Consider the following 17,421-nt stretch of genomic DNA (forward strand, 5'->3'; position numbering starts at 1 on the left):
ACATGATCCGAGTCGCAAACAGGGATCCTGCAATCGGGGCGATTTTCGCGAAAGATGGCAGGGCGGACCAGGTGGCGGCGATCATGCTTGCCCATGATGTGTACAAATCGGATGGAACCAGATGTCCGCCAGCAAGGCCCCCTTCTCCGCCGCCGAATATGACCGTCGCATCCGCATCACCCGCCAGGCCATGGCGGAGGCCGGGATCGACGTCCTGTTCATCACCAACCCGTCCAACCAGAACTACCTGACCGGCTATGACGGCTGGTCCTTCTACGTGCATCAGGGCGTCATCCTGACAATGGAGGGCGCCCCCTACTGGTGGGGCCGTCTGCAGGATGCCAACGGCGCCAAGCGCACGGTCTGGATGGAGCATGACCACATCCTCCACTACGCCGACCGCTACATCCAATCCCAGGATGTGCACCCGATGGAGGACCTAGCCAGCCACCTGCGCATCATGGGCCTCGGCGACAAGCGCATCGGCGTGGAGATGGAGACCTATTTCTACACCGCCAAGGCGCATGCGGTGCTGCTGGACGGACTGCCCGAGGCCGAAATCCTGGATGCCTCCACGCTGGTCAACTGGCAACGTCTGATCAAGTCGGATGAGGAGCTGGCCTTCATGCGCCGCGCCGCGCGGATCTCGGAACTGGTGATTTCCCGCGCCGTGGAACTGGCCGAGCCCGGCATGCGCAAGCACGACCTGGTGGGCGAGCTCTACAAGACCGCCGTGCAGGGCGAGGAAGACAGCTGGGGCGACTACCCGGCCATCGTGCCCCTGCTGCCCTCGGGCGAGGATGCCAGCGCGCCGCACCTGACCTGGAACGGCGAGGCCCTGAAGAAGGGCGAGGCGACCTTCATCGAGCAGTCGGGCTGCTACCGCCGCTATCACGCGCCGCTGTCGCGCACGCTGTTCCTGGGCAAGCCGCCGCAATTCATGATCGACGCCTCCGAGGCGCTGACCGAGGGGCTGAACAATGGCATCGAGGTAGCCCGCGCTGGCAACCGTGCCTGCGACATCGCCCGCGCCCTTGATACCGCCCTCCTGAAGGTGGGCATCGAACGCCCGAACCGGGCAGGCTATGCCGTGGGCCTCAGCTACCCGCCGGACTGGGGCGAACACACCGTGTCGATCCGCGCCTTCGATGAAACCGTGCTGGAACCCGGCATGACCTTCCACTTCATGCCCGGCCTGTGGATGGACGACTGGGGCCTTGAGACCACCGAAACGATCCTCATCACAGAGGACGGCCCGGCGCAAACCCTGTGCAACATCGAACGCAAGCTCTTCGTGAAGGACTGATGACCGACCTGACCACCGCCAAGCAGATGCTGGGAGAGCTGATCAGCTTTCCCACCATCTCCTCCGACAGCAACCTGGATGCCATCGCCTATATGGCCGAGGTGCTGGGCCGCGCCGGCGCGCGGGTCGAGATCCTGCGCGACGACAGCGGGCAAAAGGCCAACCTCTGGGCCACGATCGGCCCGCAGGATCGCGACGGCGGGCTGGTCTTTTCCGGTCATTCCGACGTGGTGCCGGTGCAGGGCCAGGACTGGTCGCGCGATCCCTTCGACATGTACGAACATGACGGCCGTCTCTACGGGCGCGGCAGTTGCGACATGAAAGGCTTCATCGCCTGCGTTCTGGCCATGGCGCCGCGCCTGGCCGAGACCGTGGGCGACCGCCCCTTCCATTTCGCCTTCACCCATGACGAGGAGGTCGGCTGCCTCGGTGGGCGCGCCCTGGTGGAGGAGCTGGCGAAACGCCCGGTGCGCCCGGCGCTGGCGCTGATTGGCGAGCCGACGCTGATGCAGGTCGTCGACGGCCACAAGGGCTGCTGCGAATACACCGTGCGCTTCACCGGCACCGGCGGGCATGGGTCCTCGCCCGAGGCCGGGGTGAACGCGGTGGAATATGCCACCCGCTACATCGGCAAGCTGATGCAGTTGCGGGCCGAGCTGAAGGCCCGCGCCCCCGAAGGCTCCCCCTTCGACCCGCCGCATACGACGATCAACATCGGCGCCCTGCACGGCGGCACCACCCATAACGTGATCCCCTCGGCAGCCATGCTGGACTGGGAAATGCGCCCCATCAACGATGCCGACCAGGCCTTCGTGAAGGATGCCGTGGCGCAGTTCATCGCCGCCGAGATCCTGCCGGAGATGCGCCGCCTCTCGCCCCAGGCCGACGTGGTCACCGAGGTGGTGGGCGAGGTCTGCGGGTTGCTGCCCATGCCCGAGAACCAGATCCGCGACATGGTTCAGCATCTGACCGGCGCCAATGGCGCCTCGGTCGTGCCCTTCAACACCGAAGCCGGGCTGTTCCAGCAGCTCGGCATGCAGGCGATCATCTGTGGCCCCGGATCCATCGAACAGGCGCATAAACCGGATGAATTCATCGCGATCGACCAGATGGCCCAATGCCTGGACCTGATCGGCAAGCTGGCGGTGCATCATGGATGACATCGCCCATCTGAGCGCGCTGGACCGCGCCGATGCGCTGGAGGCGGAGCTGCGCGAGCGGATCTGCCTGCTGGACTACCTGCCCGGGCAACGCCTGTCGGAGACGGAGCTGGCCGAGGAATTCGGCATCTCCCGCACGCCCCTGCGCAAGGTGCTGGCCAAGCTGGAGGGCGCAGGCCTGGTGGCCTCGCGCCACGGGGTCGGCACCTTCGTCACCGAACTGGCGGACGAGGAGCTGGACCAGATCTACCGCCTGCGGCTGGAGCTGGCGCAGCTGGCGGCAAAGTTGGACCCGGTGCCGCCGGCACCCGAGACCCTGTCGCGCTTTCGCCGCCTGGCCGAGCGTGGCCGCGCCCTGCGCCCCGACCCGGACAGCCCGCGCCCCCTGGCGCGGCTGATCTACGACTTCATCCAGGTCCAGGCCGAACTGTCGGCGAACCGGCCCCTGATGGATTTCGCCACCCACCTCTATTCCCAGACCGCGCGGCTCTGGGTGCATTCCCTCTATGCCTCGGATCTGGACCTGGGCGAGGAGATCGCCATCTTCGCCCGCGAGGTCGAGGATATCCTTCAGGCGCTGGAAACCGGCGACCTAGAGGCCGCGGCGCTGATTCACCGGGCCCATGTGTCGATGTCCTGGCGCCGGCTGCGGGCGCGACGGCTGACCCGGTCCTGACCGCGGCGCAAGACCCCGCTGCGATTCTGCGATGGGATCAGCAGCGGAGGAGCCCATGGCGCCTCACGATCTCAACGTCTTCGACATCACGACGATCAGCACCAGCCCCCCCCCCCTCAGGCTTCGGCAGCGCCGGCGGGGAACAGTTCTGGCTGGGCTGGGACAGGATCACCATCTCCTCCGACGCCCGCTCCGACGCGGTGGCGTTGCAGGATGACGGCGATTTCTTCGACGACGACCTCAACCAGCGGGCCGGCTACGATCAGGTCGCACAAGGCTGTGACATGCCCGCCGGCGCTCTGCTGGCAGCGGAACAGGAGCTGTTCGTGGGCGCGATCATCACGACGAGGCCAAACCCCGCCCTGCCCCTGATCCGCGCGCAGGAGGCACGGCGCCAAATCCCTGCACTGTCCGCCCCGCCTCAGCTGCGCAGCCCGTCCGAGATCGGCGCGCGCAGCACCGACAGCGCGGGCAGCAGCGACAGCACCGAGGTGACCGAGAGGAAAATCGCGGCCAGCCGGATCTCGTCCCACCCCAGCGATGCGCGGATCAGCATGTCCGTGCGCGCCGACAGGATCTGCGAGAGCCCCGCCGTCGCCCCGACGCCCAGGACGACCCCCAGCAGGGTCCCGGCGATCAACAGCGCGCTGGCCTGGCTCCAAACCACGGCCATGACGAAGCGGCGCGGCGCGCCAAGGGCGCGCAGCATGGCGATCTGGCGGCGGAACAGCCGCCCCAGGATCATCAGCCCGGTCAGCACCGCCGCCGCCACCAGCACCTGTGTTACCGCCGAGAGAATGGACATCGCCTGCCGCACATCGCCCATCACCGCGTAAAGCTGGGTCAGCACCGTCGCCGGGAAGAAGGCCATGGAGCGGCCGGCCTCGGTGAATTCGTCGCGCAGCGCGTAGTTTGCCCAAAGCGCCTCGGCCTTGACCACCACCGCCGGGGTGCCCGGGAAATAGGCCGGATCGAAGGGCGGGCCAAGCGGCTCTGCCCCATGGTCGTCGCCGTGCCTGTCGTCGTGATCGTGGTCCTCCGGAGGGTCACGTGCGTCTTCGTGATCCTGCGTCGCCGCGTCGCGGTGGTCGCCGGCGGGATCCTCGTCGTGCCCCTGCGCGTGGTCGGGGTCATGGCCGTCCTCATGGTCATGCTCTCCCGGATGCGCCTCTGCAGGGTCGTGATCCGCCTGCCTCTCCGGAGCATGTCCGTTGGACAGCCCGTGCACCTCCCAGACCGCTTCCACCGGCACGAGGATCGCGCGATCCCAGGGGGTGCCGGTCAGGGCCAAGCGCCCCACCACCTCGAAATGGCTGTGGTCATGAGCGTCTTCTTCCGCCGTCGCGCCATGGCCGTGGGCGGGGGTGAAACTGTCACCGACGGCCAGATCGACCCGCGCGCCGATCACGGCCTCATCATGGGCCTGCCACCGGCGGCCCTCGATCCGGTCGTCGGACAGGTAGGTGACGAAATCGGCGATGGTGCCCACCACCGGCGCGCCGTTATAGCTGTCGCCATAGGCCAGCGGCGCGGCGATCTCGACGGTCTCGGTCCGGGCGATCCGGTCGTAGGTCTCACCGTCCAGCAAGGGCACGTCCGAGGGCTGCAGGAAGACCGAGGCCAGCAGTATGGTCATCTCCGAGCCTGGCGCGGAGACCACCAGGTCGAACTTGTCCGCCGCCCGGGCGGAGCCCTGGCGCAGCCCGCGTTCCTGGGCGATCAACCCGATCCCCATGCCGACCGAGACCGCGATCAGCCCGACAAACAGCGCGTTGGTCCAGCGGAACCGCAATAGCATCGCACGCACCAGCGGCCAGGGGGCAAAACCGCGCAACAGCCATAGCCCCACCACCAGCAGCGGCAGCAGGCAGGCCAGCACCGACGATAGGTCCTGCGACCAGAGCGGCAGGCCATCCCAAAGATCCCGGATCATGCGCCCGCCTCCGTCATCTTGCCCGTGCCAGTGACGGGGCCGGTGTCAGGGCTGGTGTCGGCGATCAGGGTGCCCCCTTCGATGGTCAGCACCCGGTCCATCCGCGCCAGCAACGCCTCGTCATGGCTGACGGCAATCATCGTGCGCCCGGCCTCGCGCGTCAGCCGTACGAGATCCTCGATCAGCGCCTCCGCCGCCGCGCGGTGCAGGCTGGCCGTGGGCTCATCCGCCAGCAGCACCGGCGCATCCGCAGCCAGCGCCCGGGCGATCCCGACCCGCTGACGCTCACCACCGGAAAAGCTGGCCACGGCGCGGTCGCCGCGCGGCAGGCCCAGCCCGTCCAGCAGCCCCTGCGCCCGCCTCTCCAGCGCGCGGCGTTCGGCGCGGGGGCGAAACATGGCGGTCAGGCTGGCATTAGGCAGCGCGCCCAGCTCGTCGAACAGCAGGAAATCCTGGAAGATCATGCCGATATGACGCGCGCGAAACCGCGTGCGTGCCTCGGCCCCGCACGCCAGCAGGTCGATATCGCCCCAGAGGACAGTGCCCGTAGCCCGCTCCCGCAGACCGGCGATGGCATGCAGAAAGGTCGTCTTGCCCGCACCCGAGGGGCCGCGCAGGCCCACCAGGGCGCCGGCAGGCAGATCCAGCGCAGGAAGCGTCAGCAGCGGCCCGTCGGCGCCCGGCACCGAAAGATCGCGGATCGAAAGTGGCAGAGTCATCGCTCACTGCCGCTCATAGGTGGCTTCGGCCAGGCGGATGATCGACCAGAACCCGGTGTCGGGGTCGGTGAACTCGCCCATCTCCAGCCGGCCGCGCGTGAGCATCGGCACGTTGAAGGGGATCACATCCACCGTGCGCCGGGTATAGACCGGCAGGATGTTGTCCGGCCATTCGATGCCAGGTTCGCAGAAGGGACAGGTGGCCATGGGCATCTTGGTCAGCACGAAGAAGGACGCTTCGGCCTTCAACGGCGGCGCCATGTAGCCCTCCAGCGTGATCCGCTCCCCTTCCAGCGACCGCGCGAGGTCGGAGAAGTCGCCCCCCTTCACGTAGAGATCGCGGAGTTTCAGCGGCCCGTCCGCAGCAAACCCGGGCGGGGCGAGGAACGGCGCGGCCAGGGCGGCGGTGACGAAGGTGCGGCGGGAGACGAGCATGACGGACCTCATTTCGAAACGGCGACGGAGGGCCCCGCCAAGGGCCCCCCGCATGGATCAGCGGTGCGACGGGCCGATCACTCGGCGTTCACCGCGTGGTTCATCACGTGAAAGATGTAGTTCTGTTCCACGGTGCCATCAAAGAGATGCGCCCAAGGGCCCTTGGCATAGAGCGCGACATCAACGCCGGAGTGGCTTTCGGAGGACTTGGGGATCAGGACCTGTTGGGTGTAGTCCAGATCCTGGGCCTCGTCCTGGGTGATCTCCGGACGGCCTTCGGGGGCGGTGTAGGTGCCGTCTTCCTGCTCGACCATGACCGAGGAGGCGCCGTTCAGGTAGCCGACCACGGTGTAGGGCTTGCCGTCGGAGGCAAGGACGAGATCGCCGGAATGCTCGATTCCTTCCTTTGCGATGTCAAAGCACAGCCCGTCGATCGGCGTGCCGCGACCGCAGTAGCCGTTCATCGCGATGGCATGTTCGTGGTCGGCGGTGACGATGATCAGCGTGTCTGCGTCATCGGTCATCTCATCGGCCAGGGCGATGGCATCGGCGAACATCTTGCCGTCGATCATGGCGCGCTTGGCGTTGGTGGCGTGGTTGGCGTGGTCGACCCGGCCGGACTCGACCTCCAGGTAGAAGCCGTTCTCGTTGTTCGACATCTTGGTGATGGCCTTTGCCACCATGTCGGCCAGCGAGGGTTCATCCTCGGGACGGTCTGCCTCGTAGCTCATGTGGCTGTCGGAGAAGAGACCCAGAAGCGGGGCATCTTCGTCCGAGGCGGCCTCAAGCGAGGCCATGTCGAAGGCGATCTCGACCCCGTGGTCGCGCGCCTCGGCGACCAGATCGGCCCCGTCTTCGCGACGACCGTTGCCGCCGACGGTGGTGTTGCCTTCGCCGGTGGCGAAGTTGCGGGCGCCGCCGCCCAGGGCCACGTCCAGCGTGCCCGCCTCCATCGCATCGACCAGCTGGGTCGCGATGTCGCGCGAGATTTCGGCGCATTCGTCCGGCACCGAGGCTTCCCAGTTGCGGTCCACGGTCTTGGCGTAGACGGCAGCCGGGGTGGCGTGGGTCAGGCGGGCGGAGGTGACGGCGCCCACGGACTTGCCCGCCTCGGTCATCAACTCGGCAAAGGTGGTCAGTTCGTTCGCGGCCTCGGTGGTGCAGTCGCCGTTGATGGCGTCCTCACCCACGTTGATGACGTTGAACCGCTGCTTCACGCCGGTGTTCATCGCTCCGGCGGTCGGGGCGCTGTCGGGGGTCTGGGCGTTGATGTTGTAGGTCTTCACCAGCGCCAGTTCGGGGAAGGCTTCATGCGGCTGGACATAGTCGTCGCCCAGACCGCCCTCCTGCTGGCCTGCCCACATACGCGCCATGTAGTTCGAGGCCACGCCGTTGCCGTCGGCCACGAAGAGGATCACGTTCAGGGCGCGATTGGTGTTTTCCTGCTTTTCCAGCATGGTTTCCAGCTGCGCCTGGCCGTCGGTGAACCATTGGCTGGATGCCTGGGGCAGATCCTGGGCGGAGGCAGCGCCGGCCGCGGTCAGGGCCAGCAGCGAGGCGGAGAAGAGATTTTTCATGAGTGTCGCTCCAGAGGGTCACTATGGGGACCGCCCTAGGCGCGCGACATTTCACTTCCGAAACAGATTTGTGAAATACGGATGACATCTCCGAAAAAGGTATGGGCACCTTCCGGACAGCAAACTGAAATCTAGTTACGACATAACATATCAACATCCAGCCAAGGCGCAAGAGAGCTTTCTCGATCTCATCCATCGAGTAAAGATCGCACCATAACACTCTGATAAAATTTAATAACCCGACCTGGCGCAGGCCGGATCGGGTCATGTTCACGGGGGGGTGCCCAGCGGGCGCCCCCTTCAGGGATCAGGCGTCGTCCCAGAGCTCCTGGCTGACCTTGATGACCAGTTCGAGCTTGCGGCGCTGGTCGTCCATGGTCACCTCGTTGCCTTCCTCGGTGGAGGAGAAGCCACACTGCGGTGCGATGCCCAGCTGGTCCATGTCGGCGTATTTCGACGCTTCCTCGAACTTGCGCTTGATGTCGTCCATCGACTCCAGCTCGGGGGTCTTGGTGGTGATGAACCCGGCCATGACGCGCTTGTTGCCCTTGGGCAGCAGGCGCAGCGGTTCCAGGCCACCGGCGCGGTCGGTGTCGTATTCCATGAAGTAGATATCGACATCGGCCTTGTTGAAGATCGCGTCAGCCGCGGCCTCGTAGCTGCCTTCGGCGGCGTGGGTGGAGCGGAAGTTGCCGCGGCACATGTGCATGCCGATGGTCATGTCCTCGGGGCGGTCCTTGATCGCCTCGTTCAGCATCCAGGCATAGCGGTTGATCAGCCAGTCGGGATCCTGGCCGCGGGATTCCCACAGCGCGCGGTGCTTCGGGTCGCCCAGGTAGGCAAAGAAGATGTCATCCAGCTGCAGGTAACGGCAGCCCGCGTCGTAGAAGGCGCCGACGGCTTTCTTCCAGCACTCGGCCAAGGCCGCGGTGAAGACCTCGGGGTCCTTGTATTCCTCGACGAAGATGTCCTCGGGCGCGGTGCGGAAGTGCGCCGCCGACGGGCCGGGGATGGAGATCTTCGGGCAGACGCTGGTGTGCTCCTTCACGAACTTGAAGTGCTCCAGCATCGGGTGATCGGCCGGGAAGTCCAGCTTCTTGGTGATCGTCGACACGGTCGGCGGGGTCTTCACGCCGTGGAAGGCGATACCCGCGTCGGGGTCGCGCTGCACCAGGTCGAGACCGTCCAGCATGCCCATGTAGTCGAAGTGCCAGAAGGCACGGCGGGCTTCGCCGTCGGTGACGACCTTCAGGCCGACCTCTTCCTGCATCTTAATCATCGCCGGGATCTCGCGATCCTCGATCTCGCGCAGCGCGTCACCGGTCACGCCGGCCTTGCGGGCCTCGGCAACGGCGGTCGGGCGCAGCAGGCTGCCGACATGGTCGGCGCGGAACGGCGGTTTCAGCGTGCTCTTGGTCATCTCGTCTTTCATCCAGTTTCCTTCCCTGAAATATGCGATGCGGCGGCGCGCATCCTGTCTCAAGCGGATGAATACATTTGACCAGAGTTCTCGCCGAGTTGGAAGGCAATGGCACCGAAAATCGGCCATTTTTCGCTATTTTACAAAAACTTATGAATACATCGGCGGCCCAGCTCGGCAACGGCGAAAGCCCCCGGGCGCGGAACGCCGGGGGCCATGGGATTTTACCTGTGACACCCCGGGGCAAACCCCGGGATGCAGATCATTCCGCCGCGATCGCCTTCGGGTCCTTGCCAGGGACGTAGTTCAGAATCGGACCCAGCCAGCGTTCCACCTCGGCCACCTCCATGCCCTTGCGGGCGGCGTAGTCGGCCACCTGGTCGCGTTCGACCTTGGCGACGCCGAAGTAGTAGCTTTCGGGATGGCCGATATAGAGGCCCGAAACCGAGGAGCCCGGCCACATGGCATAGCTCTCGGTCAGCTCGACGCCGGTCGCGGCGGTGGCATCCAGCAGATCGAACAGCGTCGTCTTCTCCGTGTGATCGGGCTGCGCGGGATAGCCCGGCGCGGGACGGATCCCGGCGTAGGGTTCGCCGATCAGATCCTCCGGCGCATAGGTTTCCTCCGCCGCGTAGGGCCACAGCTCCTTGCGGACCTTCTCGTGCATCCGCTCGGCAAAGGCCTCGGCCATGCGGTCCGCCAGGGCCTTCACCAGGATCGAGCTGTAGTCGTCGTTCTTGCCCTCGAAGGCCTCGGCGATGGCGATCTCCTCCACCCCGGCCGTGACGACGAAACCGCCGATGTAGTCGTCGACGCCCTTCGGGGCGACGAAATCAGACATGGCGACATTGGGCCGGTCGCCGCGTTTCGAGGTCTGCTGGCGCAGGGTGAAGAAAGTGGCCTTTTTTTCCTCGCGGCCTTCGTCCTTCCAGACGGTGATGTCGTCCCCCTGCCCGTTCGCCGGCCAGAATCCGACCACGGCGCGCGGAGTGAACCACTTCTCGTCGATGATCCGCTTCAGCATCTCCTGCGCGTCCTCGAAGAGCGCGCGAGCCGCCTCGCCCTGTTTCGGATCCTCCAGGATCTTGGGATAGACGCCCTTCATCTCCCAGGTCTGGAAGAAAGGGGTCCAGTCGATGTAGCGGGCCAGTTCCGCAAGGTCCCAGTCTTCATAGACCTTGGTACCGAAGAAGGCCGGTTTCGCGGGCGCGTAGCCGTCGAAATCGATTTTCAGCGCATTGGCGCGGGCGGCCTCCAGCGGCAGCCGGGTCTTGGCGGCCTCGGCGCGGGCATGCTTCTCGGCCACATCGGCGTATTCAGACCTGATGTTGGCGACATATTCGGCCTTTACCTGTTTCGACAGCAGCGAAGAGACCACGCCGACCGCGCGGCTGGCGTCGGTGACGTAGATCGCCTGCCCCTCGTCGTAGCGCGGGTGGATCTTCACGGCCGTGTGCACGCGGCTGGTGGTGGCGCCGCCGATCAGCAGCGGGATATCGAATCCCTGTCGCTCCATCTCGGAGGCGACATGCACCATCTCGTCCAGCGAGGGGGTGATGAGGCCCGACAGGCCGATGACGTCGACGTTTTCGTCCCTGGCCACCTGCAAAATCTTCTCGGCAGGGACCATGACGCCCAGGTCGATGATCTCGTAGTTGTTGCAGGCCAGAACGACGCCGACGATGTTCTTGCCGATGTCGTGCACGTCGCCCTTCACCGTGGCCATCAGGACCTTGCCGGCGGCCTGCTGCTGTTCCCCACCGTTCAGGCGCTTTTCCTCCTCCATATAGGGCAGCAGCACGGCGACGGCCTGTTTCATGACGCGGGCGGATTTCACCACCTGCGGCAGGAACATCTTGCCCGCGCCGAACAGGTCGCCCACCACGTTCATCCCCGCCATCAGCGGCCCTTCGATGACATGTAGCGGACGTTCGGCGGCCTGGCGCGCCTCCTCCGTGTCACCGTCGATGAACTCGGTGATGCCGTTGACCAGCGCATGTTCCAGCCGCTTCTCCACCGGCAGCTCGCGCCAGGACATGTCCTTTTCGCGCCCCTTGGCGCCGCCTTGTCCGCGGTATTCCTCGGCGATCTCCAGCATGTTCTCGGTGGCCGAGTTGCCGTTGGCCGGCCTGCGGTTCAGCACCACGTCCTCGCAGGCCTCGCGCAGTTTCGCGTCGATCTGGTCGTAGACCGCAAGCTGGCCGGCGTTGACGATCCCCATGTCCATGCCGTTCTGGATGCCGTGGTAGAGGAAGACGGCGTGCATAGCCTCGCGCACCGGTTCGTTGCCGCGGAAGGAGAACGACAGGTTCGACACCCCGCCCGAGATATGGACATGCGGGCAGGTCTCGGTGATCCGCTTCGTCGCCTTGATGAAGTCGACGCCGTAGTTGTCGTGGTCCTCGATGCCCGTGGCGACGGCAAAGACGTTCGGGTCGAAGATGATGTCCTCGGGGGCGAAGCCCACCTCCTCGGTCAGAATCTTGTAGGCGCGCTGACAGATTTCGACCTTGCGGTCCTCGGTGTCGGCCTGGCCGGTCTCGTCAAATGCCATGACCACGACGGCGGCGCCATAGGCGCGGCACAGGTTGGCCTGATGGCGGAAGTTCTCCTCGCCTTCCTTCAGCGAGATCGAGTTGACCACCGACTTGCCCTGCACGCATTGCAGGCCCGCCTCGATCACCTCCCACTTGGAGCTGTCGATCATGATCGGCACCCGGGCGATGTCGGGTTCGGCCGCGATCAGGTTGAGGAACTCGATCATCGCCTGTTTGGAATCGATCAGCCCCTCGTCCATGTTGATGTCGATGATCTGCGCGCCGTTCTCGACCTGCTGGCGGGCCACGTCCAGCGCGGTGGCATAGTCACGGTTGGTAATCAGCTTGCGGAACTTGGCGGAGCCGGTGACGTTCGTCCGTTCGCCCACGTTCACGAAGGGGATGTCCTTGGTCAGCACGAAGGGCTCCAGCCCCGACAGCTGCATCAGCGGCTGATGCTCGGGGATGACCCGCGGGGCATGCGGCGCGACGGCCTCGGCCAGGGCGCGGATATGGTCATAGGTGGAGCCGCAGCAGCCGCCGACGATGTTCACCAGCCCGTCGCGGGCAAAGCCCTCGACCAGGGCCGCCATCTCCTCCGGCGTCTGGTCATATTCGCCCATCTCGTTGGGCAGGCCGGCGTTCGGATAGGCGCAGATCAGCGTGTCGGCCACGCCCGACAGCTCCGCGATATGCGGGCGCATGGCGTCAGCGCCCAGGGCGCAGTTCAGGCCGACGGTCAGCGGCTGCGCATGGCGCACCGAATGCCAGAAGGCCGTGGGCGTCTGCCCCGACAGCGTCCGACCCGAGAGGTCGGTGATGGTGCCCGAGATCATCACCGGCGTGCGTTCGCCCCGCGCGGCAAAGACCTCCTCGCAGGCGAAAATCGCGGCCTTGGCGTTCAGCGTGTCGAAAATCGTCTCGATCAGCAGGATGTCGGCCCCGCCTTCCAGCAGCGCCTCCGCCTGCTGGCGGTAGGCGACACGCAGATCGTCGAAGCTGACCGCGCGGTAGCCGGGGTTGTTCACGTCAGGGCTGATCGAGGCGGTGCGGTTGGTCGGCCCAAGCGCCCCGGCGACGAAGCGTCTGCGCCCGTCCACCTGTTCGGCCCGGTCCATCGCCTGCCGCGCCAGCCGCGCGCCCTCGACGTTCAGCGCATGCACCTGATCCTCCAGCCCGTAGTCTGCCTGGGCGATGGTGGTCGAGGAGAAGGTGTTCGTCTCGGCGATGTCGGCGCCGGCCATGGCGTACTGGAAATGGATCTCCTCGATCGCCTCGGGCTTGGTCAGGTTCAGAAGATCGTTGTTGCCCTTCTGCGGCTTTTCCTCGCCGCCCTCGACCGCCGCATGGGCGCCGCAGCCACAGCCACAGCCCGCGCCGTGCCCGTGGAAATCCTCTTCCGACAGGCCAAGCTGCTGGATCTGCGTCCCCATGGCCCCGTCGAGGATCAGGATGCGCTCGCGGGCGGCGCTGCGGATCTGCTCGAAGACCGGGGAAAGGCGAAGCTGGGAAGAGGACATGTAAACTGGGACCTGATGAAAGTTAGGGCAAAGGGAGACGGACTCCGGGGGAGGTTTCTGCCTACCGCAGCGCAGAAAGATCATCCACTTCATATAAGGCATGGAGAATATGAGGTTCATTCACATTGCCGCCCGGTCGAGGTGGACCCGGGGTTGATTCTTCGCCGCAGAAGGACCGCTGCCCCGGTGTCTGCGGCAAATCGCGTCGCATCCTGCAGGGTCGATGGCGCATTTCGCGCTTTGGCCTAGGCACGGATTTGCCCGAGGTCTGAAACGGCGCACACCATGTCGCAATTGCATGATCGTACCGGCGCGCCGTGCCTATTTTCCGGAAGAAGATGTTGGGTGCGTCGCCTTTTGGGGGGACGAGAATTGGGAAGCCGGTGCAAGACCGGCGCTGCCCCCGCAACGGTCAGATCCGCAAGGCCTTTCGCCAGCGGCCACCGGACAGGACGGGTCCGGGAAGGCGGCGGAAGGTCGGGGCCATTTGCCCCGGGCGGATCGAGCCCGGAAACCAGCCCGACATTGCGCCGAACCGCGGGTGGCGGTGGTGGCGGCACCCGGTCCCCGTGCGTCCTCGCGGGGCCTGTGCCGTCCTGCCGTGGCCCAACCCAATTTCCCCGGGTGCGTCCCGGTCAAGGAGGCTAGCCATGTACGTTCAGGCCAAGGCACGAGACATGCTCAGCCGGCGCAAGCCCGGCCACTCCCTCGAGCAGGGTTTCTATACCGATCCGGAGATCTTCGCTCTGGACATGGAGAACATCTGGTATCGCGACTGGCTGTTCGCGACCCCGGCGGCCGCCATGCCCAAGGGTGGTAGCTATGTCACCCACAAGGTCGGCCCCTACCGCGTGATCATCGTGAAAGGACAGGACGGCGAGATCCGCGCCTTCCACAACACCTGCCGTCACCGCGGCTCGATCCTGTGCAAGGCCGACAAGGGCAACGTGGCCAAGCTGGTCTGTCCCTACCACCAGTGGACCTATGAACTCGACGGCCGCCTTCTGTGGGCCCGCGACATGGGACCCGATTTCGACGCCGCCGCCCACGGGCTGAAGCCGGTGCATTGCCGCACCGTGTCCGGTCTGGTCTACATCTGCCTGGCCGAGGACGCGCCCGATTTCGACGCCTTCGCCGCCACTGTCGCCCCCTACCTGGACGTGCATGACCTGGGCAACGCCAAGGTCGCCCACCAGTCCACCATCGTCGAGAACGGCAACTGGAAGCTGGTGTGGGAAAACAACCGCGAGTGCTATCACTGCGCCGGCAACCACCCCTCGCTCTGCCGCACCTACCCCGAAGATCCCACGATCACCGGCGTGGCCAAGGACGGCACCTTCCCACCCAAGGTCGAGGCGCATTTCCAGCGGCTTGAGGCCGGTGGCGCGCCCTCGCGCTTCCAGATGGCCGAGGACGGACAGTACCGCATCGCCCGCATGCCGCTGCTGGACGGCGCCGAAAGCTACACCCTGAACGGCAAGATCGCCGTGCAGAAACGCCTCGGCCGCGTGCCCTTCCTGGATGCCGGCACCCTGCTGAAGTTCCACTATCCGACCACCTGGAACCACTTCCTGTCGGATCACTCGATCACCTTCCGCGTGACCCCGCTCAGCCCGACCGAGACCGAAGTGCAGACCACCTGGCTGGTCAACAAGGACGCGGTCGAGGGCGTGGATTACGATCTGGAGAACCTGAAGACCGTCTGGGAACACACCAACGACGAGGACCGCCGGGTCGTCGAGGACAACCAGCAGGGCATCAACTCCCCCGCCTATGTCCCCGGCCCCTATTCAGAAACCCACGAGGACGGCGTTCTGCAATTCGTCGACTGGTACTGCACGACCCTGGGCAACCGGATCGACCCGGTCAGGCTGGCGGCGGAATGAACGTTCCCAACCGCTCCCTCGCCCAGCCGATCAACACCTGGGACGGCTCCGCGCTGCTGGAATGCGTCGCGGTGCTGCCCGAGGCACCCGATGTCGTGACCTTCAGCTTCGCCGCCGAAGACGGGTCGATCTTCTCCTACCTGCCCGGCCAGTTCGTCACGCTTGAACTGCCGGTGCCGGGCGGGCCGCTCTATCGCACCTACACGATCTCCTCCACGCCCTCGCGACCGCTGTGCCTGACGGTGACGGTGAAGGCACAGGAAGGGTCCATCGGCACCCGCTGGATGCTGGACAACCTGAAACCGGGGATGAAGCTGAAGTCGACCGCCCCGGGCGGCACCTTCACCAGCCACCATCACCAGGCAGAGAAGTACCTGTTCATCTCCGCGGGCTCCGGCATCACCCCGATGAAGTCGATGACCACCTGGTTCTACGACACCGGGCGGCCCTCGGACATCGTCTTCGTCAACTGTGCCAAGCGTCCCTCGGAAATCATCTTCCGCGAGACGCTGGAACACATGGCCTCGCGCACCGACCAGCTGAAGATCAAGTGGGTGGTCGAGGAAAGCGACCGCTTCCGCCCCTGGGCCGGGTACGAGGGCTTCTTCAACCAGCTGATGCTGGGCCTTATCGCCCCCGACTATCTGGAGCGCGAGGTGTTCTGCTGCGGCCCCGAGCCTTTCATGCAGGCCGTCCGCGAGGCGCTGCAGGGACTGGGCTACGACATGGAGCGTTATCACCAGGAAAGCTTCCAGGCTCCGACCGCTGCCCTGGCCGAGGACTATGCCGAAGACGATGTCATCCCCGACGAGGACATCAAGGCGCAGGTCCGCTTCGCCACCTCCGATGTCACCGCCACCTGCGCGCAGACCGACACCGTTCTGTCGGCGGCCCGTTCGGCAGGCCTCAACATCCCTTCGGGCTGTACCTTCGGTGTCTGCGGCACCTGCAAGATCAAGAAGACCAAGGGCGACGTGCACATGGTCCACAACGGCGGGATCACCGACGACGACATCGACGAGGGCTATATCCTCGCCTGCTGTTCGCATCCCATCGGCGAGGTCGAGGTCGAGGTCTGATCCCTGCCCCTTTTGCGACCCCGGACGGGCGGCCCTCGGGTCGCCCGTTTCGCCTCGCCCCGGCTTTCAACCTTTGACCTGCCCGGCCGATAGCCTATAGCGAGGCGCTGCAGGAGCAGCCCTCGCAAGGGCCCGGAAAAGGCAGGAGGCAGAACATGGTTGCATCTCACTTCGAGGAACGCGCCCCGCATGAAGCGGGATTTGCCCGGCTCTTTGACGACGAGATCCAGCCGCTCTACCGCAGCACCCGTGACCTGGCCGCAACGAAGGCCCGAAAGGCCCGGTTGCAGTCCAGGATCGTCCTGGGGCTGGGCGTTCTGGCCGCCGGCACCCTCGCCGTGCTGCATCCCTTCGACGGGGAGGCCCCGCGCTGGATCGGACCCGTGGTGATCCTCGTGCTTGCCGGCATCATCGCCGGCGTGATTGTCCATCAGGCCCGGGCCAGCTTCAATCGCCGCATCAAGGAACAGGTCGCCCCTCTGCTGGCCGCACACCTGGGCGTCGGCGACTTCATCATCAGGCCGCACCGCAGCTATCTTGACCTCCACGCCCTGACAGATCTGCAGATCCTGCCGCGGTTCACCGATGTCAGCATCGAGGACGGCATGTCTGGCCGCTGGCGCGATGTCGGCTACCGACTGGCTGAGGTCACCCTGCGCAAACGCATGCCGAAGTCCAAGGACGATCACGGGCCGCGATACCAGACCATCTTCAAGGGCTTGGTGATGGAAGTCGAAACCCCGGTCGACATGCCCTGGACCATTTTCGAGGCTGGGCCGCTCGGGTTTCTGGGGGGCTTCAAGGAAAAGCTGATGTCTGTGCGGGGCCTGTCCCCGGTGGACTACGGGCTGGGTGACGAGGCGCCCTTCCGGGTCTACTCCGAGCAGCCGGAGCGTGCGCAGGAGCTGGTGCCGCCGCTTTTCCTGGAGACTCTCGTCCAGATCGCGTCGGAGCAAGGCACGGAACCACGGCGCATCGAAGCGGGCTTTCGCGATCGTACCTTCCACCTCTGCCTGCGCCGCAGCGAGGATTTCCTGGAGCTCGACGCCTATGACACCGACCCGCAGGCCTTCGCCCAAAGCTGTCGCGCCGCGCTGTCCGACATGGCCTTGCCGCGGCGGGTCATCGACCTGCTGATCGACGGACCCGCTCAGGGCTGAGCACTGGGCAGAG

Annotated in this window: 12 protein-coding genes and 1 riboswitch; of the genes, 6 read left to right on the forward strand and 6 right to left on the reverse strand. The window is 65.7% G+C overall.

Annotated elements, in window-relative coordinates:
* The first annotated feature begins 121 nt into the window (after positions 1 to 121).
* Genes CVM50_RS12990 through CVM50_RS13000 form a run of 3 tightly spaced genes read left to right on the forward strand, consistent with a single transcriptional unit; the run spans position 122 to position 3,142 of the window.
* Positions 122 to 1,306 carry a M24 family metallopeptidase gene (locus CVM50_RS12990; protein ID WP_085886844.1) on the forward strand — a complete coding sequence of 395 codons (1,185 nt, stop codon included), beginning with the start codon at positions 122 to 124 and terminating at the stop codon, positions 1,304 to 1,306.
* Entirely contained in the window at positions 1,306 to 2,466 is a 1,161-nt protein-coding gene (argE, locus tag CVM50_RS12995) for an acetylornithine deacetylase (protein WP_085886845.1), read from the forward strand. The genes CVM50_RS12990 and argE overlap by 1 nt, the downstream gene beginning before the upstream one ends.
* A complete protein-coding gene (locus CVM50_RS13000) occupies positions 2,459 to 3,142 on the forward strand; it encodes a GntR family transcriptional regulator (protein ID WP_085886846.1) in 684 nt (227 codons plus the stop codon). The genes argE and CVM50_RS13000 overlap by 8 nt, the downstream gene beginning before the upstream one ends.
* A 421-nt stretch (positions 3,143 to 3,563) precedes the next feature.
* On the opposite strand, the gene CVM50_RS13010 is transcribed toward CVM50_RS13000, so the two are convergent.
* The 6 genes from CVM50_RS13010 to metH all read right to left on the reverse strand — a co-directional run bounded on the left by CVM50_RS13010 (position 3,564) and on the right by metH (position 13,283).
* The gene (locus CVM50_RS13010) at positions 3,564 to 5,075 is read right to left on the reverse strand and encodes an ABC transporter permease (RefSeq protein WP_085886848.1); all 1,512 of its coding nucleotides are present in this window, start codon (positions 5,073 to 5,075) and stop codon (positions 3,564 to 3,566) included.
* Positions 5,072 to 5,794, reverse strand: coding sequence for an ABC transporter ATP-binding protein (locus CVM50_RS13015; protein WP_085886849.1), 723 nt, complete (start codon positions 5,792 to 5,794; stop codon positions 5,072 to 5,074). Before CVM50_RS13015 ends, CVM50_RS13010 begins: the two co-directional genes overlap by 4 nt.
* 3 nt (positions 5,795 to 5,797) lie before the next feature.
* Positions 5,798 to 6,229, reverse strand: a complete 432-nt coding sequence (locus CVM50_RS13020; RefSeq protein WP_085886850.1) for a hypothetical protein — start codon at positions 6,227 to 6,229, stop codon at positions 5,798 to 5,800.
* A gap of 77 nt (positions 6,230 to 6,306) precedes the next feature.
* Positions 6,307 to 7,806 (reverse strand): alkaline phosphatase, encoded by a 1,500-nt coding sequence (locus CVM50_RS13025; protein WP_085886851.1) that lies wholly within the window; start codon positions 7,804 to 7,806, stop codon positions 6,307 to 6,309.
* A 307-nt stretch (positions 7,807 to 8,113) separates the two neighbouring features.
* Entirely contained in the window at positions 8,114 to 9,238 is a 1,125-nt protein-coding gene (locus CVM50_RS13030; RefSeq protein ID WP_100148499.1) for a 5-methyltetrahydropteroyltriglutamate--homocysteine S-methyltransferase, read from the reverse strand.
* Positions 9,239 to 9,488: 250 nt separating this feature from the next.
* Positions 9,489 to 13,283, reverse strand: coding sequence for a methionine synthase (gene metH, locus CVM50_RS13035; protein WP_085886852.1), 3,795 nt, complete (start codon positions 13,281 to 13,283; stop codon positions 9,489 to 9,491).
* Between the two features lie 326 nt (positions 13,284 to 13,609).
* A riboswitch (cobalamin riboswitch) is annotated at positions 13,610 to 13,820 on the forward strand.
* 113 nt (positions 13,821 to 13,933) lie between these two features.
* Here metH and CVM50_RS13040 point away from each other — a divergent pair.
* The 3 genes from CVM50_RS13040 (at position 13,934) to CVM50_RS13050 (ending at position 17,408) form a co-directional block, all read left to right on the forward strand.
* Positions 13,934 to 15,169, forward strand: a complete 1,236-nt coding sequence (locus tag CVM50_RS13040; protein WP_085886853.1) for an aromatic ring-hydroxylating oxygenase subunit alpha — start codon at positions 13,934 to 13,936, stop codon at positions 15,167 to 15,169.
* Positions 15,166 to 16,248, forward strand: coding sequence for a hybrid-cluster NAD(P)-dependent oxidoreductase (locus CVM50_RS13045; protein WP_085886854.1), 1,083 nt, complete (start codon positions 15,166 to 15,168; stop codon positions 16,246 to 16,248). Before CVM50_RS13040 ends, CVM50_RS13045 begins: the two co-directional genes overlap by 4 nt.
* Positions 16,249 to 16,403: 155 nt before the next feature.
* Positions 16,404 to 17,408, forward strand: a complete 1,005-nt coding sequence (locus CVM50_RS13050; protein ID WP_085886855.1) for a DUF3137 domain-containing protein — start codon at positions 16,404 to 16,406, stop codon at positions 17,406 to 17,408.
* The last annotated feature ends 13 nt before the right edge of the window (positions 17,409 to 17,421 follow it).

The sequence above is a fragment of the Pseudooceanicola marinus genome, assembly GCF_002786295.1.
Classification (GTDB): domain Bacteria; phylum Pseudomonadota; class Alphaproteobacteria; order Rhodobacterales; family Rhodobacteraceae; genus Pseudooceanicola; species Pseudooceanicola marinus.